Annotated in this window: 18 protein-coding genes and 1 tRNA gene; 7 read left to right on the top strand and 12 right to left on the bottom strand. The window is 64.1% G+C overall.

Annotated elements, in window-relative coordinates; all coding sequences use genetic code 11:
• The first annotated feature begins 77 nt into the window (after positions 1-77).
• Complete coding sequence (locus SR858_RS19095; RefSeq protein ID WP_019924879.1) at positions 78-1,499, top strand: OmpP1/FadL family transporter; 1,422 nt, start codon at positions 78-80, stop codon at positions 1,497-1,499.
• 53 nt (positions 1,500-1,552) lie between these two features.
• On the opposite strand, the gene SR858_RS19090 is transcribed toward SR858_RS19095, so the two are convergent.
• Both SR858_RS19090 and SR858_RS19085 read right to left on the bottom strand, forming a co-directional pair.
• Positions 1,553-1,987, bottom strand: a complete 435-nt coding sequence (locus SR858_RS19090; RefSeq protein WP_019924880.1) for a hypothetical protein — start codon at positions 1,985-1,987, stop codon at positions 1,553-1,555.
• A 72-nt stretch (positions 1,988-2,059) separates the two neighbouring features.
• Positions 2,060-3,478 carry an L-cystine transporter gene (locus tag SR858_RS19085; protein WP_019924881.1) on the bottom strand — a complete coding sequence of 473 codons (1,419 nt, stop codon included), beginning with the start codon at positions 3,476-3,478 and terminating at the stop codon, positions 2,060-2,062.
• A gap of 244 nt (positions 3,479-3,722) precedes the next feature.
• On the opposite strand from SR858_RS19085, the gene SR858_RS19080 reads away from it, so the two are divergent.
• Complete coding sequence (locus SR858_RS19080) at positions 3,723-5,345, top strand: methyl-accepting chemotaxis protein (RefSeq protein WP_051120414.1); 1,623 nt, start codon at positions 3,723-3,725, stop codon at positions 5,343-5,345.
• Here the strand turns inward: SR858_RS19080 and SR858_RS19075 are convergent.
• The 6 genes from SR858_RS19075 to SR858_RS19050 all read right to left on the bottom strand — a co-directional run bounded on the left by SR858_RS19075 (position 5,342) and on the right by SR858_RS19050 (position 12,787).
• On the bottom strand, positions 5,342-6,688 hold the full coding sequence (locus SR858_RS19075) for a sensor histidine kinase (protein ID WP_019924883.1): 1,347 nt from the start codon (positions 6,686-6,688) through the stop codon (positions 5,342-5,344). The genes SR858_RS19080 and SR858_RS19075 overlap by 4 nt on opposite strands.
• 121 nt (positions 6,689-6,809) lie before the next feature.
• Entirely contained in the window at positions 6,810-8,396 is a 1,587-nt protein-coding gene (locus tag SR858_RS19070) for a sigma-54-dependent transcriptional regulator (RefSeq protein ID WP_019924884.1), read from the bottom strand.
• A 13-nt stretch (positions 8,397-8,409) separates the two neighbouring features.
• A complete protein-coding gene (locus SR858_RS19065) occupies positions 8,410-9,609 on the bottom strand; it encodes an ABC transporter permease (protein WP_019924885.1) in 1,200 nt (399 codons plus the stop codon).
• On the bottom strand, positions 9,609-10,856 hold the full coding sequence (locus SR858_RS19060) for an ABC transporter permease (protein WP_019924886.1): 1,248 nt from the start codon (positions 10,854-10,856) through the stop codon (positions 9,609-9,611). The genes SR858_RS19065 and SR858_RS19060 overlap by 1 nt, the downstream gene beginning before the upstream one ends.
• A 9-nt stretch (positions 10,857-10,865) precedes the next feature.
• Entirely contained in the window at positions 10,866-11,528 is a 663-nt protein-coding gene (locus SR858_RS19055) for an ABC transporter ATP-binding protein (protein WP_019924887.1), read from the bottom strand.
• 11 nt (positions 11,529-11,539) lie between these two features.
• The gene (locus SR858_RS19050) at positions 11,540-12,787 is read right to left on the bottom strand and encodes an efflux RND transporter periplasmic adaptor subunit (protein ID WP_019924888.1); all 1,248 of its coding nucleotides are present in this window, start codon (positions 12,785-12,787) and stop codon (positions 11,540-11,542) included.
• A 247-nt stretch (positions 12,788-13,034) separates the two neighbouring features.
• On the opposite strand from SR858_RS19050, the gene SR858_RS19045 reads away from it, so the two are divergent.
• The 4 genes from SR858_RS19045 (at position 13,035) to SR858_RS19030 (ending at position 17,153) form a co-directional block, all read left to right on the top strand.
• Positions 13,035-13,856, top strand: a complete 822-nt coding sequence (locus SR858_RS19045; protein WP_019924889.1) for a transporter — start codon at positions 13,035-13,037, stop codon at positions 13,854-13,856.
• A gap of 9 nt (positions 13,857-13,865) precedes the next feature.
• Entirely contained in the window at positions 13,866-15,407 is a 1,542-nt protein-coding gene (locus SR858_RS19040; protein WP_019924890.1) for a methyl-accepting chemotaxis protein, read from the top strand.
• A 114-nt stretch (positions 15,408-15,521) separates the two neighbouring features.
• The gene (locus tag SR858_RS19035; RefSeq protein WP_019924891.1) at positions 15,522-15,893 is read left to right on the top strand and encodes a response regulator; all 372 of its coding nucleotides are present in this window, start codon (positions 15,522-15,524) and stop codon (positions 15,891-15,893) included.
• Positions 15,894-15,980: 87 nt separating this feature from the next.
• On the top strand, positions 15,981-17,153 hold the full coding sequence (locus tag SR858_RS19030; protein ID WP_019924892.1) for a DUF418 domain-containing protein: 1,173 nt from the start codon (positions 15,981-15,983) through the stop codon (positions 17,151-17,153).
• A 66-nt stretch (positions 17,154-17,219) separates the two neighbouring features.
• Here the strand turns inward: SR858_RS19030 and SR858_RS19025 are convergent, their stop codons facing one another.
• Complete coding sequence (locus SR858_RS19025) at positions 17,220-17,816, bottom strand: IMPACT family protein (protein ID WP_026637850.1); 597 nt, start codon at positions 17,814-17,816, stop codon at positions 17,220-17,222.
• Positions 17,817-17,928: 112 nt separating this feature from the next.
• Between SR858_RS19025 and SR858_RS19020 the strand changes: the two genes are divergently transcribed.
• Positions 17,929-19,884, top strand: coding sequence for a helicase-related protein (locus SR858_RS19020; RefSeq protein ID WP_019924894.1), 1,956 nt, complete (start codon positions 17,929-17,931; stop codon positions 19,882-19,884).
• Here SR858_RS19020 and SR858_RS19015 read toward each other — a convergent pair.
• From SR858_RS19015 to SR858_RS19005, 3 genes are all read right to left on the bottom strand, one after another.
• The gene (locus SR858_RS19015; RefSeq protein ID WP_019924895.1) at positions 19,881-20,369 is read right to left on the bottom strand and encodes a GNAT family N-acetyltransferase; all 489 of its coding nucleotides are present in this window, start codon (positions 20,367-20,369) and stop codon (positions 19,881-19,883) included. The two genes, SR858_RS19020 and SR858_RS19015, sit on opposite strands and share 4 nt — an antisense overlap.
• An 86-nt stretch (positions 20,370-20,455) precedes the next feature.
• The gene (locus SR858_RS19010) at positions 20,456-20,593 is read right to left on the bottom strand and encodes a hypothetical protein (RefSeq protein ID WP_019924896.1); all 138 of its coding nucleotides are present in this window, start codon (positions 20,591-20,593) and stop codon (positions 20,456-20,458) included.
• A 212-nt stretch (positions 20,594-20,805) separates the two neighbouring features.
• A tRNA-Lys gene (locus SR858_RS19005) sits at positions 20,806-20,881 on the bottom strand.
• Positions 20,882-20,949: the final 68 nt, after the last annotated feature.

Below are 20,949 nucleotides of genomic sequence, written 5' to 3'. Positions count from 1 at the left end.
CTTCCAGCACCGTAACGCCCAGCCCGGTCGGCGCGGCGCGGGAACATGACAACCCTACAATATAAAGAGACGACACCATGCAACGTAAGATTCTTCCCCTGGTCATTGCCGCCGCCGTCGGCGCGCTCTCGTTCAACGCCCACGCTTCCGGCTACCGCTTCGGTTCGCAAAGCGTATCGGCACAGGGCACGGCGGACGCCAGCGGCGCCGAAGCCAACGATCCATCGACCATCTTCTATAACCCGGCCGGCCTGTCGCGCCTGGAAGGCACGCAGATCAGTGCCGGCGCCACCTTCGTGGTGCCGCATTCGACCTACAACGACACCGGCTCGACCCGCTTCGTCGGTAGCCCGACCGGCGGCGGCAACCCGTCCGATTACGTGCCATCGGTGAAAACCGCGCCATCGATTTACGCCAGCAAGAAAATCAACGACCAGTGGACCGCCGGCATCGGCCTGTTCGTGCCGTACGGCTCCAAGCTCGACTACGGCGACACCTGGGCCGGCCGTTACGCGCTGACCGACGTGATGCTCAAGTCGGTGACCATCAATCCTTCGCTGTCGTTCAAGGTCAACGAGCGCCACGCGTTCGGCTTCGGCGTGTCGGCAGAGTTCATGAAGGCCGAGCTGGGCCAGGGCGTCGATGTGCGAGGCACCATTGCCCAGCTGCAGTCGCCCGCCAACGCGGCGCAGCGCCAGGCACTGCTGGCCGGCATCGTTGCCGCCGGCGGCAATCCGGCCCTGCTGGCCACGGCCGGCGACGGCCATGGCTCGAACAGCGTCAAGGACTGGGGTTACGGCTTCAACCTCGGCTACATGTTCACGGTCGATGAAAGCACCCGCTTCGGCCTGTCGTACCGTTCGTCGATTGCCCACAAGCTCAAGGGCAGCACGGTATGGGAATTCTCCAATTCGACCACCGACCCGGTCGTCAATGCCGCGCTCAAGACCGCGTCGCACCGCGTCAACTCCGCTGCGCTGGTCAAGCTGCGCACGCCGGAAACCGTGTCCGGCAACATCTTCCACCAGTTCGACTCGAAATGGGCGGGCATGGCCGACATCACCTGGTCGCGCCACAACCGCCTGGGCGACCTGCTGATCGAATTCCCGGGCACGCCCGAAGGCGCCGAAGTGATCCGCCAGCAATGGAAGAACACGGTGCGCCTGTCGCTGGGCACCAGCTACGCCTACAGCGACAGCCTGACCCTGCGCGCCGGCATCGCCCACGACGAATCGCCGGTGGTCAGCGCCGAGCTGCGCCATCCGGCGCTGCCGGACAGCGACCGCGTGCAATATTCGCTGGGCGCCAAGTGGAAGCTGAACGACCGTTCGTCGATCGACGTCGCGTACAGCTACCTCGACTTCAAGGATGCGCCGCTCAACTACACCAACCTGTGCAATACCTTGTCGCGTACCTGCACCGGCAACGGCGAAACCACGCGCGGCCTGTCGCAGACCCACATCTCGCTGCTGGGCCTGTCGTACAACTACAAGTTCTAAGCCGTTACCGACGGTGTCAGACACGGGGGCTCTGCGGGGCCCTTTTTTGCGTGCTATTGGCCGGTGGAGGGCGGGGTGGCGCTGCCGCTGCCACCGGTACCGGAACCACTGGTGCCGGAACCGGAGCCGGAACCGGGGCCGGAACCGGAGCCGGAGCCGCTGCTGGTACCGCCACTCGTGGTGCCGCTGCCGCTGCCGGTACCGGAGCTGCCGGAGCCGGCGCCGGCATTGCCCGAGCCGCTGGTATCGGCGCCGCTGGTGCCGGCGCCGCTGCCGCTGCCCGGAGTGGTGCCGGTGCTGCCGGAGCCGGTGCCGCCGGTGGCGCCGGGCGTGGTGCTGCCGGGAGAGGAGGGGGTGGGGGTGGCCGACTCGGGCGTGGCTGCAGGGCTGGCCGGCTGGTCGGCCGGGCGGCGGTCGCAGGCAGCCAACAGGGCGGCGCCAAGCGCCACGCCGAGTACGATTTTGCTGGAGGTAGGCAGGGAAGTCATGGTTTTTCCTTTCAAAAAAAGCAAGGGAAAAATTTAGACCCGCGCCACGCGGGCGCGTTCCCTGTTTTTTAGTCAGGCGCGCTTGCTGTTGCCCTTGTCACTGCTGTCGCTGTCGATCGACAGGTCGGCATTGCCGTTGAACACGGCCATGTCGGTCTCGCCCATTACCCGGCTGGTCAGGGTGCCGGCCGTGATCGAGCCGCTGACGTTGAGCGCGGTGCGGCCCATGTCGATCAGCGGTTCGATCGAGATCAGGAGGCCGGCCAGCGCCACCGGCAGGTTCATGGATGAGAGCACGATCAGCGCGGCAAACGTGGCGCCGCCGCCGACGCCGGCCACGCCAACCGAGCCGATGGTGATGATGGCCAGCAGCGGCGCGATGAAGTTGAACGTGAACGGATCGATGCCGACGGTGGGCGCGATCATGATCGCCAGCATGGCCGGATAGATGCCGGCGCAGCCGTTCTGGCCGATGGTGGCGCCGATCGAGGCGGCAAAGTTGGCGATGCCTTCGGACGTGCCCAGGCGCTGGGTCTGGGTCTGCACGCTCATCGGAATCGAACCGGCGCTGCTGCGCGAGGTAAAGGCGAAGGTCAGCACCGGCAGGATTTTTTTCACGAAGCGCAGCGGGTTGAGGCCGGCGCCGGTGACTATCAAGAGGTGCACCAGGAACATCAGCAGCAGCGCGCTGTACGACGCCAGCACGAAGTCGATCAGGTGCAGGATGTCGGTCGGGCTCGACGTGGACACCATGCCGGCCATCAGCGCGAACACGCCATACGGCGTCAGGCGCAGCACCAGCGTGACGATGCGCATCACGATCGCGTGGGCCACCTTGACGAAGTGGTCGAACGAGCTGAACAGCTCGGGCTTCTTGTCGTGGATGCCGCTCGCTGCCACGCCGATGAACACGGCAAAGATCACGACGGCGATGGTGGACGTCTTGCGCGCGCCGGTCAGGTCCAGGAACGGGTTGGCCGGAAGGAACGAGAGCAGCATGTTCGGCAGCGAAATCGCCTGCGCCGTGCCGACCTTGCCTTCGAGGTACACGCCGCGCGCCACGTCGGCCGCCGACGCGGTCAGGCCCACGGCGGTGAGACTGAAGGCCTTGGCCATCAGGATGCCGATGCCGGCGGCCACCAGCGTGGTCAGCATCAGCGTGCCGATGGTCAGCACGCTGATCTTGCCCAGCGAATCGAGGCCCTTGAGCTTGAGGATGGCCGAGATGATCGACACCATAATCAGCGGCATGATGATCATCTGCAGCAGCTTGATGTAGCCGGAGCCGACGATGTCGAGGTACTCGTTGGTGGTGGCCAGTTCGGGCGCGGTTACACCGTAGATCGCCTGCAGCGCCGCACCGAGCGCCACGCCCAGCCCCATGCCGGTGAATACCCGCACCGAAAAGGACGCGTTGCGGCGCTGGAGAATGTAGAGCACGCCCAGCAGCAGCGCAGCCGCCACCAGGTTCAGTATCACGTTGATCGCCATATTGTTCTTCTTTCACTGCAAATAGATAAAGCCCGCAAACAGCTGGCGGGGTCAGCCATTTTATAGGGGTTGATTACGCTGCGGGATAACGAAGTGTTTCAAGAAACGAATATTTAGCTATATCTCCATAAGATTTTCATATAAGGGCTGGAAGTTGGAACCACGCTGCCGACTGCGTTAGAATCGATATTCATTTCCGTATCACAACTATCGTTTTGATACCATACCCATCAGGAGATAGAGCATGGCAAGCAAACAAATGAAGGTCGGGACCAAGCTGGGACTGGGATTCGGCCTGGTGCTGGTATTGTTGCTGTCGATCGCGGCGCTGGGCGTGTACAACATGAGCACGATCCATGCCAAGCTCGACCGCGTGGTCAACGAGAATGCCGTGAAAACCGAGCTGGTGGGACGGATGTCGGAATCGGTCCATGTTGTTGCGCGCGTCTCGCGCTCGGTGGTGCTGCTCGACAATGACGCGGCCATCGCCAACGAAATGAACAAGGTTGCCAGCGCACGCAAGGCCTACGACGAGGCGCGCGACCAGTTGGCCGCGATGCCGGCCACCGCAGCCGGCGTGGCCATCCGCGACCGCATTGCCGGGATGCAGAATGCCTCACGCGCGTTGAACAACAAGGTGTTCGAGCTGGCCCGCGCGCACGACGACGTCGCTGCCACCGAAGTACTGATGAAGCAGGCGGGCCCGGTTACCCAGCAGTGGCAGGACGCCATGGCCGAATACGCCGCGCTGCAGCGCGCCACCAACGATGCCGATGCCGACGCCGCATCCACCGCCTATGCGCGCGCCCGTACCGTGATGCTGGCGCTGAGCGCGCTGGCGGTCGCCATCGGCGTGGTAGCGTCGGTACTGATCGCCCGTAACCTGCTGCGCCAGCTCGGCGGCGAACCCGACTATGCGGCCGACATCGCCGGCCGCATCGCTGCCGGCGACCTGACGGTGGCGGTCGATACCCGCCACGACGACAACCACAGCATGCTGCACGCAATGAAGATGATGCGCGATGCGCTGTCGGCCATCGTTACCGAGGTACGCACCGGCACCCAGACCATCGCCGCTGCGTCCACCCAGATCGCGGCCGGCAACCAGGACTTGTCGTCGCGTACCGAGCAGCAGGCCAGCGCGCTCGAGGAAACCGCCTCGTCGATGGAAGAGCTGACCAGCGCCGTGCGCCAGAATACCGACAATGCGCGCCAGGCCAATGTGCTGGCCGATGCCGCTTCGACCGTGGCGCGCCAGGGCGGCTCGGTGGTGGCGCAGGTGGTCGATACGATGGGCGCCATCAACGATTCTTCGCGCAAGATCGTCGATATCATTGGCGTCATCGACGGCATCGCGTTCCAGACCAATATCCTGGCCCTGAATGCCGCCGTGGAGGCCGCCCGTGCAGGCGAGCAGGGCCGGGGCTTTGCGGTGGTGGCCACCGAGGTGCGCAACCTGGCGCAACGCTCGGCCTCGGCCGCGCGGGAGATCAAGGAACTGATCGGCAACTCGGTCGAAAAAGTGGAAATCGGCAGCAAGCTGGTCGAGCAGGCCGGGCAGACCATGAACGACGTGGTGGATAGCGTGCAGCGCGTCAACGACATCATGGTGGAAATTTCCAGCGCCGGCCACGAGCAGAGCGCCGGCATCGAGCAGATCAACCAGGCCGTCACCGAGATGGATACCGTCACACAGCAAAATGCCGCGCTGGTGGAAGAGGCCGCTGCTGCAGCCGAAGCCTTGCAGGAGCAGGCGGCCAACCTGGAGCGTATCGTCAGCGTGTTCCGCGTCGATGGCTTGCCGGCGGCGCCGGTGGCGGCCACGCCCGCCCTGCCGCGCAAGACGGTTGCCCGCCTGGCGGCTTAAACCACCGGCACTATTACCTCGAACACGGTGCGCGCATCCCCGCTGGCCGCCAGCCGATACTGGAAGCCATGGCGGCCCATCACCTCGCGCACGAACAGCAGGCCGATGCCCTGGCCGCCTTTCTTGGTGGTGAAGAACGGCGTAAACAGCTGTTCGGCCGGTACGCCGCCGAGCAGGTTGCCGGTATCGAACACCGACAGGCGCACGGCGCCGTCCTCGCACGCCAGCACGAACTCGATGCCTTGCCACTCACCGCCTGCCTGTTCCACCGCCTCCATCGCGTTCTTGACCACGTTGAGCAGCGCCTGTTCCATCAACTGGCGGTCCAGCGCCAGCAGCGGCGCCGCATCGCAGCGGCCCCAGCCGATCTGGATGCCGCGGCTGCGGCACGGTTCGCGGTACAGGTACAGGATGTCGTCCATGATGTCGCGCAGCGCACACCGCCGCAGCTCGGGCGCCGGCATCTTGACCACGCGCGTAAAGCGCTCGATGAATTCGCCAAGGCGCACGTTGCGCTGCTTGACGGCGGCAATCGCGGTACCGAAATCCTCGCCGTCGCGCTCGGCCAGCTGGCCGCGATAATAGAGCAGCGAATCGAGCACCGAACCGGTGGCCGCCACCGTGTTGTTGACCTCGTGCGCGAGCACGCGGATCAGCTTGTCGTAGGTGGATTTTTCCGAGCTTTCCAGTTCTTCCGTCAGTTCCTCGACCAGCAGGAAGTGGCGCGGAAAGCCGCGATCGTGGAACTGGCCGCGCTGGCCCCGGTAGCGGCGGCCGCTGGCGGCGGTCAGCATCCGGCTCTCGCCAAGCGGCAGGGCATCCAGTTCAGCCAGCAGGCCTTGATCGCCATCGGTCCTGGCCAGCGCGCGCAGGGCCTGGCCACGCGGCGCCGGCGCACCGGCGGGTGTGCCGACCAGCGCCTGCGCGCTGGCATTGAGCAGGCTGACGTTGCCATCGAAATCGAACACGATGACCGCGCTGGGCGTCGCTTCCAGCAGCCGGTCGAGAAAACCCTGCTGTTCTCCCAGTTGCAGGCGCTCGCGGTACAGGCGTTCGAGCATGGTGTTGAACAGCGCTACCAGTTCGCCCAGTTCGCCATCGGCGCTGCCTTGCAGGCGCGCGGCGTAGTGCTGGTCTTGCAGCAGGTCGTGGAAGTGGCGCGTGTAGCCGAGCGGCTCGAGCGCGCGGCCGATCAGGCGCAAGCCGAGAAACAGGCTCACCAGCAGCGCCGCTTCCAGCGCCAGCATGGTTTGCGGCGTATCGCGCAGCAGCACCACCATCAGCACGATCGCGAGCACATGCACGACCACCAGGTAGGCGTACAGCTTGTGGCGCAAGCTCATGCGAACCTCGTAAGACCGACTGCACGGCCTGTTGTCGCCGCCGCGTTGCGCAGCACTTGCCCGCGCGCCTGCGCTACTGCCGACGCTACCGAACCGCTCGCGACGGTCTTTCGCGGTTGGCTCATGGCTGGGGCTCGGATTCGGCAGCGCTACCCAGGCCGTGCCGTTCCAGGCGCCGGTACAGCGCGGTGCGGCTCACGCCGAGCGCCTTGGCCACGCGCGAGATATTGCCCTGGTGCTGGTCGAGCGCGTGGGCGATCATGTGGCGCTCCACCTGCTCCAGGGTCATGCCGTCCACGCCAAGGCGCCGGTTGCCGGCGATGCTGCCGCCGTGCTCGTGCTGTTCGGCGGCGATAAAGTCGGCCTGTTTCAGCTCGGTCTTGCCGACCAGCAGCAGGGTGCGCTCCAGCGTCTGCTTGAGCTGGCGGATATTGCCGGGCCACGGCTGGGCGGACAGCCATTCCAGCGCCTGCGGCGCCAGCGTGGCCGGTCCCAGGCCGTAGCTGCGGGCGACGTCGGTGAGAATGTGGCGGGCCAGCAAGGGGATGTCGCTGCGCCGCTCGCGCAGCGCCGGCAGGCGGATGGTGATCAGGTTGAGGCGATAGAACAAATCTTCGCGGAAGTCGCCGGCCGCCACCAGTTCGGCCAGTTCGCGGTTGGTGGCGGACACCACCCGGATATCGGCGCGCTCGGTGCGGCTGGCGCCCACCGGCTGGTAGCTCTGGTCTTGCAGCACGCGCAGCAACTTGACCTGGTCGGAGCGATTCAGTTCGCCGATCTCGTCGAGGAACAGCGTGCCCTGGTGGGCGCTGGCCACGTGGCCCTTGCGGTCGGTGCGCGCATCGGTAAAGGCGCCGCGCACGTGGCCGAACATTTCGCTCTCGAACAAGGTAGGCGTGATCGCGCCCATGTTGATCTTGACGATGGCCTGGTCCGCGCGCGGGCTGTTGCGGTGGATGGCGTCGGCCACCAGTTCCTTGCCGCTGCCGCTCTCGCCCAGGATCAGCACCGGCGCCCGGGTGGCGGCCACCTGGCCGATGGTGGCCAGCACCTTGAGCAGGCGCGGGTGCTCCCCGACGATGGCCGAAAAATCGAAGCGCGCGTCGAGCGCGCGGCGTTCGGCCGCAGGCGCGGTTGAATGCGGCGGCTGTGCGGCGCCGGGCACGTCGGCCGTGCCTGCGGCCCGGGTGCCAGCCTCGATGCCGGCCGCGAGGTTGCCGGTCGGCGTGCTCGCGGCAAGGCCGGTGGTTGCGCCGACGGTTGCGGGAGTTGTCGCGCCGGCTCTCGAGTCTGCGACCGGGCAGGCTGTTGTCTGCGGCCCCAGCGTGTCCAGCGTGGCCCGCACCAGCTCCGCCAGCTGCGTGTTATCCCACGGCTTGGTGAAAAAATTGGCGGCGCCGGCCTGCATGCCGCGCACGGCCAGGCCGATCGAACCCCATGCCGTCATCAGCAGGACCGGTAGCGCGGGGTGGGCCTGCCGGATGGCGGCCAGCAACTGCAAGCCTTCGTCGCCGCTGGTGTGCAGCGAAAAATTCATGTCTTGCAGCACCAGGTCCACCGGCTCGCGCGCCAGCGCAGAGAGCGCCTGGGCCGGGTCGTCGCTGCACACGGTGTGGTAGCCGGCCTGCTTGAGCAGCAGCGCCAGCGACACCTGGACCGCGCTGTCGTCATCGACAATCAGGATGCATTGCTTGCGGGGAGATTCCATCGATACGACAGCCTTATTCGTAGTGCAGCGCCTGCACGGGACTCAGTTGCGCGGCGCGCCAGCCCGGATACAGCGAAGACAGCAAGGATAGCAGATAGATCACACCGGCCGATAGCGCCGCCGCTGCCCAGAACACCGGCCAGTTCAGCGTCTCGCCCATCACGCCGGTGAGCGGCAACTGCACCAGCAGCACCAGGCCCACCAGCATGGCGCTCGAACTGAGCAGGAATTGTTCGGCAACGATCTGGCGGTAGATGCTGGCGGAGGTGGCGCCCAGCGCGCGGCGCAGACCCAGTTCCGGGATGCGCTGCGTGGTGTTTTGCCACAGCACGCCGAACAGGCCGAATGCCACCATCACCAGCAGGAAGGCGGCGATCACGGCGCCGATCTTGAGCGGCACCAGTTGCAGGCCCAGCATCGAAGCGCGCGCTTCGGACAGCGGCGTGATCACCAAAGACCAGTCTGGTTGCAACTGCTTGATGCGCGCGCTGAGCGTGCTCTCGAACAGGCGCGGCGTGCCCGGGCGCAGTTTGAGCATGATCGTCGTCACCGCTTCCTTGCCCACACCGGGGCGGAAGCGCGGCAGCATGAAGGGAACCGGCGCCATGTACTCGCCGTGCGAGCGGAATGCCTCGACCATGCCGACCACGCGGTAGCGGGTGGGATTGGTTTCGTCGCTGGGGTCGGAAAACAGCTGGCCCACTGGCGCTTCCGCCGCACCGGGAAACAGGCGCTCGGCCGCCAGCTGGTCGATCACGACCGGCGTGGTGTCGGCGCCATCGTCGGCACTGGAAAACCAGCGGCCGCTGGTCACGCGCATGTCCATGGTGGCGCCATACTGGTCGCTCGCATCCTGGACGTCGAGGCGGATCGGGCCGGTACCGTCGGCGCGTTCGAAGGTGCCGGTGCGGCGTGACATCTCGTACACCGGCAGGGCGGCAAAGGCGACTTGCTCCACCTCTGGCAAGGCCAGCAGGTTGCGCTGCAGCTGGTCGTAGACGGCGGCATCGTTGACCAGCGGCTTGGCCGTGCGTATCTGCACCATCCACTGGTCGCGGTACGCAAAGCCGGTGGGCAGTTGTTGCAGCTGGACATAGCGCGCGGCAAACGCCGCCAGCGCGAACACCAGCACGAAGGCCAGCAGGATTTCCAGGCTCAGCATCAGGTTGCGCGACTTGCGCTGCCAGATCAGTTTCAACAGGTGGCGCAACATTATGCGGTTCCTTTCAAGGCTTGCACGGGCGCCAGGCGCGACATTTTCCAGGCCGGGATCACGCCCGACAGCACGCCAAACACCAGCGTGATCAGCAGGCCATAACCGAACACGGCCAAATTGAAATCGACCTGCAGATACGGAATCAGGCCCGACCCTTCGAGCCACCACAACACGCCGGCCGCCGCCAGCAGGCCAACCGCGCCGCCGGCCAGGCACAACAGCACGTTTTCCAGCACCAGTTGCGCCACCAGCTGGGCGCTGGTGGCGCCGAACGCCTTGCGCACGCCGATCTCGCTGCTGCGCTCCATGATGCGGCCGACGTTGAGGTTGACCAGGTTGAGTGCAGGCAGCGCCATGAACAGCAGCATCAGCACCACGATGGCGGTGAGCAGCTTGCCCACGCCGGCATCCTCGGCACGGCTCGACGTGAGCTGGCGGGCAAACACTTCGAGCTTGGAGTCGCCCCAAAAAAGGTTGCGATCGAAGCGTTTCGGATCGTCCGACGGTACGCTGCGGGCCACGCTCAGCAGTTGCTGCTTGATGGCCGGCAGGTCGGCGGCGGTGCGGCCCAGCACCATGACGGTAAACATGCCGTACATTTGGCCCTTGTATTCGGTGGAGGGCAGGGTAGTGATCGGCGTCCAGATATCGGCATAGGCGTTCAGGTGCAGCGCATCCTCCACCACGCCGATCACGGTAAACACCTGGCCGCCCACGGTGACCTTCTGGTCGAGGTACGGCAGGCCGGGAAACAGCCGCCGTGCGGTGGAAGCATTGACCACGGCCACCATGCGGCCCTGGGCGTCATCGTCCGCCGTGGGCAGGCGGCCGGCCAGCAGCTTGAAGTCGAGGATCTTCCAGTACTCGGCGTCCACGCGGCGCATCATCACTTCGCTCACGCGCCCTTCCTGGTACACCGATACCGATTGCGGGAACAGGGTGGCCGATACCGCTTCCACGCCGCCCTTGCCTTGCAGCGGTTTCAGGTATTGGTCAATCACCTTGTAACCGAACAGGCCGTTGCGGCGATTGTTCTTGGTGGAATGGCTCGATTCCATCAAGATCATTTGCACGAAGCGCTCGCTCTTGCCTTCCACCCCGGTCGGATAAAACGTGTTTTGCAGCAGCGCGGTGACCACCATCAGCACCACCAGCGTCAGCACGATGCACAGCATATTGATGGCGGTGAACAGTTTGCGGCGCATGAAGACTTTCCACGCCGTCAGCAGGTAATTCCGGAACATGGCAGCTCCTTATGCGACCAGCTGGCCGTCGAACACGCGCACGATGCGCGAAGCCAGGTGGGCGTCGTGCTCGTTGTGGGTGACCATCACCACCGTGGTGCCCTCGCGGTGCAGTTGCAGCAGGATGTCCATCACTTCGCGGCCCATCTGGCTGTCGAGGTTGCCGGTTGGCTCGTCGGCCAGCAATACCTGCGGCTGGCCCACGATGGCGCGGGCGATTGCCACGCGCTGCTGCTGGCCGCCCGAAAGCTGGTTCGGATAATGGTCCATGCGCGCACCGAGACCCACTTTTTCCAGCGCCTCGCGCGCCATGCGCCGGCGCCGCTTGGCGGGCAGGTCGCGGTACAGCAGCGGCAGTTCCACGTTGTCGATCACGCGCAAGTCGTTAATCAGGTGAAAGCTCTGGAAGATGAAGCCGAAAGTGGTGTTGCGCAGCTGCGCCACGTGCTTGTCCTGGTACGATGCCACCGGCTGGCCGCCCACCGCGATGGTGCCGCTGCCGGGCACGTCGAGCAGGCCGATCAGATTGAGCAGCGTGCTCTTGCCGCAGCCGCTGGGCCCCATGATGCTTACGAACTCGGCCTTGGCGATGTGCAGGTCGATGTCTTTCAGGGCCAGGGTTTCGACCTTGTCGGTGCGATAGGTTTTGCTGACATTGTGCAGGCGTATCATGGTGTTCCTCTTTAGTTGTCGATGCGAACGCTGTCGCGATCCTTGTAGCGGCTGGTGTCCGACGTGATGATGCGGTCGCCCGCGCGGGCGCCCTGTAAAATTTCCACCACCTTGCCGTCGCCGGCGCCGATGTCGAGCGTGGTCTTGCGGGCCACGCCGTCGCGGACCACGAACACGTCTTGCGGACCGCGGCCGTTGAAGGCGGGGCCGGCATCGACCAGCACGGTGTTTTTCTTTTGTTCGGTGATGATGTTCACTTCCACCCGCAGCTTGTTGCGCAGCATGGCGTGGTGCGGCTCGTCGAGCACGACCAGCAGCTTGACGGTGCCGTTCTGGATCTCGGGCAGGATGGTCTGTACCACGCCACGGAGTTTGACGTTGCCTTGTTCCACCAGCACTGCCTGGCCCGGATCGAGCGCGCGCGCATGGAAGTCCGACAGCGACGCTTCCACCTTGTAGTTATTGGGTTCCGACACCCGCGCCAGCATCTGGCCGATGGCCACGCTGGCGCCTTCGTCGGCCAGCAGCGAACTGAGCATACCGGCAAACGGCGCCCGCACGGCGGTCTGCGCCAGCAGCAGCTGCTGCTCCTGCAACTGCTTGTTGAGGATGTTCTTTTGCAGGCGGGCGCCATCGATATTGGTGGACGTGGCGCGGCGGCTGTCCTCGATCAGCTCCTGCTGCTGGCGCAGCGCGATCTCGTTGCGCTGCACGTTCAGTTCGGCCGTCAACAAATCCTCGGCCGACACGCCGCCGGCCTTGCGCAAGGTCTGGTAGCGGCCCAGTCTTACCCGCGTGGCTTGCAAGTCCAGTTGCAGCAGCTCGATGGCGCTGACCAGTTGCTTGCGCTTCTGGTCCAGTTCCTGCGTCAGCGCGACGATGCGGTTTTCCTGCAGCGCCAGTTGTTCGCGGATGTTGTCGATCGCCAGCACCACGCTGCGGTTGTCGAGCTCGAGCAGCAAATCGCCAGCCTGCACCTGCTGGCCCAGCCGCGCATGGACCCTGGCCACGCGGCTCTGGATCGGGCTGGCGACCTGCTCTTCGTGCACCGGGATCACGATGCCGGAGGCGTTGATGGTGTTGGCGATGCCGCCCGCGCGTACGGTGGCGATGGTGACGCTGTCGGCCGCCACGCTGGCGCCGACAGCGCGGTTGAGGCCCCATGCCGCCAGGCACACGGTGGCCAGCCCGGCGGCCACCACCAGCGCGATGGTGGCGCGGCGACGGGCGGTGATGTGCGGGCTGAGCGGTTGATCCATAGGTGTTCCGGCAAGGTTAAGTTGCACGTCATAGTGCAACTGCCGTGCCAGCCCCGGGCATGAATAAAATCCTTGTTGAATCAAGATGTTATGTAGCGATCAAGGTTGCATTGCCAACGCTGGCCTGCCCGGCGCCGGGCACCGCTGCCCGGATCCGGACACACTGCCGCCTGTGGAAATTTACCAACCGTTGATTCAAAACAATGTGATACCGTGGAGACACAAAACCTACAAGGCGAGGCTGAAAATGGCGATCAAGATCTGCGCAGCGTGGTGCGGCGTGCCAGGCGTACTGGTTGCATTGCTGCTCATGCTGCCCGGCCCGGCCAGCGCCGTCGAGGACGATGACGGCATCGTCACCGACCGCCCCGACTTTGTCGAGTCGAGCAACGTGGTGGGCAAGGGACGTTTCCAGGTCGAGACCAGCATTGCTGTCGAGCGCGATCGTGCCGATGGCGTCAAGCTGCGCACCGTCTCCACGCCCACCTTGCTGCGCTTCGGCGTGGCCGAGGACTGGGAACTGCGCGTGGAATCCGACGGCCGCCTGCGCGCCACCGCCCACGATCCGGCCACCGGCCAGCGCCTGCGCGAGAACGGCTATGCCGACACCGCCGTGGGCGTGAAATGGCATATGGTCGATGACGAAGGTGCGCGTCCATCGATGGGCCTGCTGGCGCACTGGGACCTCGATACCGGCTCGGCGCCGTTCCGCGCGCCCGGCAAGGGCGGTTCGCTGCGCGTGGTGGCCGAGTGGGAACTGCCGGGCGACCTGGGCCTGGGCGTGATGCCGGGCGTGGCGTGGCAGCGCAATGACGGCGGCCAGCGTTTCACCAGCGGCATCTTCGCCGTGGTGCTGGGCAAGGAGTGGAACGACGGCCTGCGCACCTTTGTCGAATACTCGGCGCAGCAGATCGCCCACGCCCGCGACGGCGGTTCGATCAATACCCTCGACGTGGGCGCCGCCTGGCTGCTGGGCAAATCGGTGCAGGTCGATACGGCCGTGTCGCGCGCGCTCAATAAAAACACCCCCGACTGGAGCTGGACGGTCGGCTTGTCGCTCAAATTCTAGGAGTTGCGCATGCGCTGGACCATCAAGCGGCGTCTGCTGCTCTCGAACGTGGTGACGCTGGTGTTTGTCGGCCTGGTGGGCGTAGTCGGCTACCAGGCCGTGGCCGTGCTGAGCCGGGCGATGGACGCCATCACCATCAACGGCTCGGCCATGAAAGACCAGCTGCAGGCGGACATGATGCACGACGCGCTGCGCGCCGATGTGCTGGCCGCACGGCTGGCGGCCGACCGCAACGATGCTGCCGAAATCAAGGGCGTGCGCGAGGATACGGCCGAGCACATCGCGCTGTTCCGCAAGCTGATCGACGACATGGGCGCGGCTACCACCGACGCCGAAATCCAGCAAGCCATGCGCCAGGTGCGTCCCGACGTCGATCGCTATCTCACCAGTGCCCAGCAGATGGTGACGCTGGCGCTGTCCGACAAGGACGCCGCGCAGGCGCAGTTCGGTGCGTTCATGGACACCTTCCGTGTGCTCGAGAAAAGCATGGCGGCGCTGAGCGAAGTCATCGAGAAAAACTCCGACGCCACCAAGGCCGTGGGCGACGCGGCAGTGACCGGCTCGCGCTACCAGATCATCAGCTTTGCCGCGCTGGCGGCGCTGGTCTCGCTGCTGATGGGCCGGGCCCTGGCGCGCTCGATCATGATGCCGCTGAACCAGGCAGTGGGCTTTGCCGCCAGCGTGGCCAGGGGTGACCTGTCCGGGCGCATCGATGTAGGCGACGATGACGTCTCCGAAACCGGCGTGCTCAAGCGTGCCTTGCGCGACATGAACAGCAGCCTGCACCGCATCGTCAGCCAGGTGCGCGGCGGCACCGACGCCATCGCGCTGGCCTCGGGCGAAATTGCGGCCGGCAATATGGATTTATCGGCACGGACCGAGTCGCAAGCCAGTTCGCTGGAACAAACCGCGTCGTCGATGGAAGAGATGACAACCATGGTCCACCACAATACCCGCCACGCCAATGAGGCCAACACGCTGGCGGCCTGCGCCACCGACGTGGCCGTGCGCGGCGGCGCCGTGATGACCGAGGTGGTGGCCACCATGGCGCAGATCAACGCCTCGTCGCAGCGCATCGTCGATATCATCGGCGTGATCGAGGGCATCGCGTTCCAGACCAATATCCTGGCGCTCAATGCGGCCGTGGAAGCGGCGCGTGCCGGCGAGCAGGGCCGGGGGTTCGCGGTGGTGGCCTCCGAGGTGCGCGGCCTGGCCCAGCGCTCGGACGCGGCCGCCAAGGAAATCAAGCTGCTGATCGACGCCTCCGCCGGCCAGGTGGAAGCGGGCAGCACGCTCGTGGGCCAGGCTGGCGGTACCATGGACGACGTGGTCGCCAGCATCGGCCGCCTCAACGCCATCGTGCGCGAGATCGCCAATTCGAGCCGCGAGCAGGAGCTCGGCATCGACCAGGTCAACCAGGCCATCGTCAGCATCGACAGCGCCACCCAGCAAAATGCCGCGCTGGTGGAGCAGGCCGCTGCTGCCGCCGGCGCGCTGCGCGAACAGGCCGACCAGCTGGCAGGCGTGGTGCAGGTATTCCGGCTAGCGTGAGACAATATTTCTTGTTGTCATCGCAAGATGTGTGCATGTTATGATCTTTACTCAACACACACGCGATCGGGAGCGCTCGATATGGAAGCCGGGACGGGACAAAGACTGGCGGGAATGCGGTTGCTGCTGGTCGAGGATAATTTTCTCAACCAGCAAATAGCGTGCGAATTGCTGCGAGCCGAAGGCGCGGTGGTCACCGTGGCCAATGACGGCGCCGAAGGGCTGGCCTGCGTTGCACAAAGCAGCCCGGGCGGATTCAACGCGATATTGATGGACATGCAGATGCCGGTCATGGACGGCTACGAAGCCACCCGCCGCCTGCGCGCCCAGGGCTACAGCAGCTTGCCGATCCTGGCGCTCACCGCCCATGTGCTCGAAGCCGAGCGCAGCGAATGCCGCGCGGCCGGCATCGACGACTTCATCGCCAAACCCATCGACTTCGACGAACTGATCGTCACCGTGGCGCGCTACTGCCGTCGCGCCTGACGCCTTGATTTCTCCTTCTTAATTTTTAGATATCGCGCGAAATCGTTTTCAGATAAGCTTGGCGCTTTTGCCAAGGAACCGCTTACGATGAACGCGCCTTCTTCCCGGCTGGACCTGCTCGACGCCTTGCGCGGGTTCGCCATTGTCTCGATCATGCTGCTGCATAACATCGAGCATTTCGACCTGTACTTCACGCCGCAAGGCGCGCCAGGCTGGCTGGTCGCGATCGACAAGGTGGTATGGGATAGCATGTTCTTCCTGTTCGGTGGCAAATCGTATGCCATCTTCGCGCTGCTGTTCGGCGTGACCTTTTACATACAATTCCAGGGCCGCGCCGCGCGCGGCGAGGATTTCCGGCCGCGCTACGCGTGGCGCCTGGTGCTGTTGCTGTGCTTTGGCTTGGTCAATTCCATGGTCTATCACGGCGATATCCTCAGTATGTACGCGGTGCTCGGACTGGCGCTCATTCCCGTGGCCCGCCTGCGCAGCGCGGTGGTGTTCGCAATTGCCGTGATATTGCTGTTGCAACCGTATGCCTGGCTGGAATGGTATTGGGCATTATCGGTGCCCAATGAAAAGCTGGCCGATCCGGCATCGTGGGCTTATTTTGGCCGCGCCAATGAATACATGAAACATGGTTCGATAATCGATGTCTGGATCGGCAATCTGACCAATGGGAAAACCGGCGTGATTTTATGGAGCTGGGAGAATGGCCGGCTGTTCCAGATTCCCGCCTTGTTTATGCTCGGCATGCTGGCGGGCAGGGCGGGCTGGTTTGTATTATCCGAAGAGAATCAGCGGCGCTGGTGGTGCGTGCTGTCTATCGCCGTCGTGGCATTTATTCCCCTGTATTTGATCAAGACGTATTTCGGTAGCTGGAATATCGGCCCGGCCCTTGAGCGGCCGCTGTTGGTCATTATTACCTCGTGGGCGAATCTCGCTTTTATGGCGATACTGGTTGCCTGTTTTAGCCTGGTATTTTATGCCCGTCCCGCGCTGGCATTTTTCTCGCCGCTGGGTCGGATGAGTTTGACCAGTTATATCGTGCAATCAGTGGTTGGCACCGCTTTATATTATGGCTATGGACTCGGCCTGTACCAGCATACCGGCGCCACGGTGGCGCTGGCGATCGGCATCGTGCTGGCGCTGGCGCAACGCCAGTTCAGCGTGTGGTGGCTGCGCTCGCATGCGCAGGGACCGCTGGAAGCGCTCTGGCACCGCGCTACCTGGACCGGGCGGGTGCGCCAGAAATTGGCGTGAATGTGCCGATTTTCGGCGTGACAAGGGCGGCATGCAGTGCTGCCGTTCTGGCTGCTTATTCTGCGGTTATTCGAGTTCGGCAGCTATCCAGGTAATCCGGCCATGGCCTGATTCATTCAGGCGCACTATCAGTATTTCGGCTTCGCTATCGGGGAGGCTGAATTCGAAGCGGACATCGTCGCCATGCGCGACATTCTCCAAGGTGGCGCCGGCCGCTTCCAGTTCGCGCCGTATCATGCCTTCGAGCGCATACGGCGCGGTGCAGGTTAAAAAACGCTGCTTGATAATCGCGATTTTCTCGGCTTTTAATAAAGCCTGGGCTACGCTGTCGGTATAAGCGCGCACCAGGCCGCCGGCGCCGAGTTTTACGCCGCCAAAATAGCGCACCACGGTTGCCAATACGCCTTCCAAATCCTGGTGTCTTAATACGTCGAGCATGGGACGCCCGGCCGTGCCACTTGGTTCACCATCATCGACTGCTGCCGATTGGCCGCCGGCCAATAATGCCCAGCACACATGCGCCGCTTGCGGATGCTGTGCCCATAAGTGCGCGACGACTTTTTGCGCGGCAGCGCGATCGGCCATTGGCTGGACGCAAGCGATGAAGCGGCTTTTCTTGATCAGCAATTCATGCTGGACGGGGACGATTATTGTTTGGGGCATATTTGGGACAGCAACGGTAAACCGGGACATCGTGCCAGAAATCCCGGTGAAAGACAAAAATCGCGGCGATGCCGCCGCGATATAATCCTGCATTGAGTAACCGGAAACGACCATGAGCGACATAGCAGACCAGGAACATGACGACCAATTGATGCGCGAGCTGGGCCTGGCCGACCTCGGCTTCTCGCTGATGCGCCTCGAAGGCCGGGTATTCCTGCGCCTGACCGCCACGGTGGAATACGGCGGCCGCCGCTACCCGTACGACCTGGTGCCGGCGCAAGGCGTGCTGGCCAAGCCATCGAAATGGCGCAAGCTCGACGCCGAGGCCCGCGCCGCCATCCTGCGCGAACGGGCCAGCCCGGCCGTGGTGGACGAGTTGCACGGCCACGTCGAAGCGTTCGTGCAGGAAATCGCCGACGCCAGCGACGATTGCGACCTCGATCCGCAGCCGTTCCTGCAGGGCCTGGCCGATATGCAGATTTCGGAACCGGCCGGCATGGTGTTCGACCGCATCCGCCAGCGCCTGCAACACGCGGTCGAGCGCGACATGGAAGAACAGCACGCCGAACGCACGCGCCAGAGCATCAACCTGGCCGAGTATCCGGCGTCGTTCGAAGTGGCGCGCCGCATCAAGCGCAAGTTCATCGCGCTGCTGGGTCCCACCAATTCCGGTAAAACCCACCAGGCCATCGAAGCACTGGCCAAGGCGCCCAGCGGCGTGTACCTGGCGCCCTTGCGCTTGCTGGCGCTGGAAAACTACGAACGCCTGCAAGCGATGCAGCAGCATGGCCGGCCGCTGGCTGTCAGCCTGGTCACGGGCGAAGAACGGCGCCTGGTGCCGGGCGCCACCCACGTGGCCAGCACGGTCGAGATGCTTGATACCCGTACGCCAGTGGATGTGGCCGTGATCGACGAGATCCAGATGCTGGCCGACCGCGACCGCGGCGCGGCCTGGACCGCTGCCGTCTGCGGCGCCCCCGCCCACACCGTGTACCTGGTGGGTGCGCCCGAAGCGCGGCGCGCCATCGAAGTGCTGGCCGCGCGCCTGGACTGCGAACTGGAAGTGCACGTGCTCAAGCGCAAGGGGCCGCTGTCGATGGAAGACAGCCCGGTACGCAAGCTCACCGGCTTGCGGCGCGGCGACGCCATCATCTGTTTTTCGCGCCGCGAAGTGCTGATGTGGCGCGACAATGTGACCGAAGCGGGCCTGTCGGTGGCCACCGTGTATGGCAACCTGTCGCCCGAAGTGCGGCGCGCCCAGGCCCAGCGCTTCCGCGACGGCGCTGCCGACGTGGTGGTGGGCACCGATGCGATTGCCATGGGCCTGAACATGCCGATCGCGCGCATCGTCATGACCACCAGCGTCAAGTACAACGGCTACGAGGAAGAAGAAATTCCGGCCGCACTGGCGCGCCAGATCGCCGGCCGGGCAGGGCGCTTCGGCGTCCATGAAGAAGGCCTGGTGGCCGGCTTCGATGCCGAGACCCACAACGTCATGCGCTCGCTGCTGCGCGAAAAGCCGGTGCCGCTCAAGACCACCGGCTTTGCGGTGGCGCCCACGCTGGAACACCTGCACCGCATCTCGGCCGTAACCAACGAGCACGGCCTGGCCAAGCTGCTCAAGCGCTTCGTCCACAACATCGACGTGCCCGACGGCTTTTTCTATCCGCGCATTACTGAAGACCAGTTCGAACGCGCGGCCTGGCTCGACATGCTGCAATTGTCGGTGGCAGAAAAATTCGCGCTGTCGCTGGTGCCGATTTCGGCCAAGGTACACAGCCTGCAACACGCGTGGGAAAGCTGGGCGACGGCCCTGGCCCACAAGAAAATCACCCACCTCAAACCGGAAAACAACCCGGTGCACTACATGAATTTGCAGGAAGCGGAAGACGCCTGCCGACTGTACTCGGCCTACGCCTGGCTGGCCTACCGCCAACCCGAACACTTCCCGGACACGGCACTGGCCCTGCGGCTGTCACGCGAAGCGTCGGAGCGGGTGGATGCGATTTTGCAGGATCAAAATTCGGCAGCGCGCAAGCGGCAGCCGAAAAAGTTCAGGCGGCGTTAGCCTGCCAACAGATCGCGCCGCATCACCAGCTCGTCCACGCCATGATTCACGGCGCGAAACATTGGCTTCCAGCCCAGCCTGGCATACAGGCCGCCGGTAAACACTTCAGTCTGTAGATGGAGTTGCGTGACGCCGTCTTGCCGTGCGCGGTGCACGAGGGCGTCGATCAGATGTTCGGCAAGATGGTTGCCACGGTAGGCCGCAGCCACATAGAGCGGGCTCAACCAGCAGGTATTTTCAGGGAAATCAAAGACTGGCTCGGTCTTGAGTTGCACACAGGCAACAACCGCATCGCCGTCGAGCGCAATCAGCACCAGCGGCAAGGCGTTGGCGCGCGTGGCACACAGTGCACGCTCGAAGCGGTCGAGTTCATGTTGGAGCGTGAAGCCGTCGGCGCGGCCCCATTCGTCGTAGCACCAGCGTGCCAGAACAGGCGCAGCTGCGGGGTAATCTGCCAGGGTGGCAATGGTGAACTGCTTGGTCATCTTCCGTGAGTACACCGATTGTGCACCCACGCGAACGATATTTGCTACGTCTTTATTACCGGTAATGCTGATCTTGCTGGTACGGCTTACAGCGGCTGGTAAGGACCGTGGCTGTACGGCTCGGCCCACAGTTCGAAGATGCGGCGAACGATGGCTTTCCACGAACGGCGTGGAGCTTTAGGGGCGGCGGCGATGGTGTTGATATTGGCGGTAGCGGTGGTCATGATGGGCTCCTGTGAACTGCATTCAATGTGTCGATGAATGCATCTTACTGAAGTCTCAGATATAAAGATAATTTCAATTTCCGATAAACGACATTCGAAAATTGAATTTCTTGGCTGAAAGAGATGTGTCTTCCAGTGATATCTGTTATGCCAGGGGCGGCAGACGAAAAAAAACGCCAACCGGGTAGCCGGTTGGCGTTTTTAACATATCTTGGTAGGCCGTGCGGGATTCGAACCTGCGACCAACGGATTAAAAGTCCGCTGCTCTACCAGCTGAGCTAACGACCCAAGGGCGCGAATTTTACAGGGGCCAGCAGAAAAATTCAACTATCCGTTAAAGATTTGATGGGGCGAAG

This window comes from Duganella zoogloeoides (assembly GCF_034479515.1).
Classification (GTDB): Bacteria; Pseudomonadota; Gammaproteobacteria; order Burkholderiales; family Burkholderiaceae_D; genus Rugamonas; species Rugamonas zoogloeoides.
The sequence above is the reverse complement of the archived record's forward strand: the minus strand, read 5'-3'. Positions and strand labels throughout refer to the sequence as shown.

Excerpts from the sequence above, each read along its gene's own strand:
- SR858_RS19095 (WP_019924879.1), top strand. The coding sequence starts at position 78 with ATGCAACGTAAGATTCTTCCCCTGGTCATTGCCGCCGCCGTCGGCGCG.
- SR858_RS19090 (WP_019924880.1), bottom strand. The coding sequence starts at position 1,987 with ATGACTTCCCTGCCTACCTCCAGCAAAATCGTACTCGGCGTGGCGCTT.
- SR858_RS19085 (WP_019924881.1), bottom strand. The coding sequence starts at position 3,478 with ATGGCGATCAACGTGATACTGAACCTGGTGGCGGCTGCGCTGCTGCTG.
- SR858_RS19080 (WP_051120414.1), top strand. The coding sequence starts at position 3,723 with ATGGCAAGCAAACAAATGAAGGTCGGGACCAAGCTGGGACTGGGATTC.
- SR858_RS19075 (WP_019924883.1), bottom strand. The coding sequence starts at position 6,688 with ATGAGCTTGCGCCACAAGCTGTACGCCTACCTGGTGGTCGTGCATGTG.
- SR858_RS19070 (WP_019924884.1), bottom strand. The coding sequence starts at position 8,396 with ATGGAATCTCCCCGCAAGCAATGCATCCTGATTGTCGATGACGACAGC.
- SR858_RS19065 (WP_019924885.1), bottom strand. The coding sequence starts at position 9,609 with ATGTTGCGCCACCTGTTGAAACTGATCTGGCAGCGCAAGTCGCGCAAC.
- SR858_RS19060 (WP_019924886.1), bottom strand. The coding sequence starts at position 10,856 with ATGTTCCGGAATTACCTGCTGACGGCGTGGAAAGTCTTCATGCGCCGC.
- SR858_RS19055 (WP_019924887.1), bottom strand. The coding sequence starts at position 11,528 with ATGATACGCCTGCACAATGTCAGCAAAACCTATCGCACCGACAAGGTC.
- SR858_RS19050 (WP_019924888.1), bottom strand. The coding sequence starts at position 12,787 with ATGGATCAACCGCTCAGCCCGCACATCACCGCCCGTCGCCGCGCCACC.
- SR858_RS19045 (WP_019924889.1), top strand. The coding sequence starts at position 13,035 with ATGGCGATCAAGATCTGCGCAGCGTGGTGCGGCGTGCCAGGCGTACTG.
- SR858_RS19040 (WP_019924890.1), top strand. The coding sequence starts at position 13,866 with ATGCGCTGGACCATCAAGCGGCGTCTGCTGCTCTCGAACGTGGTGACG.
- SR858_RS19035 (WP_019924891.1), top strand. The coding sequence starts at position 15,522 with ATGCGGTTGCTGCTGGTCGAGGATAATTTTCTCAACCAGCAAATAGCG.
- SR858_RS19030 (WP_019924892.1), top strand. The coding sequence starts at position 15,981 with ATGAACGCGCCTTCTTCCCGGCTGGACCTGCTCGACGCCTTGCGCGGG.
- SR858_RS19025 (WP_026637850.1), bottom strand. The coding sequence starts at position 17,816 with ATGCCCCAAACAATAATCGTCCCCGTCCAGCATGAATTGCTGATCAAG.
- SR858_RS19020 (WP_019924894.1), top strand. The coding sequence starts at position 17,929 with ATGAGCGACATAGCAGACCAGGAACATGACGACCAATTGATGCGCGAG.
- SR858_RS19015 (WP_019924895.1), bottom strand. The coding sequence starts at position 20,369 with ATGACCAAGCAGTTCACCATTGCCACCCTGGCAGATTACCCCGCAGCT.
- SR858_RS19010 (WP_019924896.1), bottom strand. The coding sequence starts at position 20,593 with ATGACCACCGCTACCGCCAATATCAACACCATCGCCGCCGCCCCTAAA.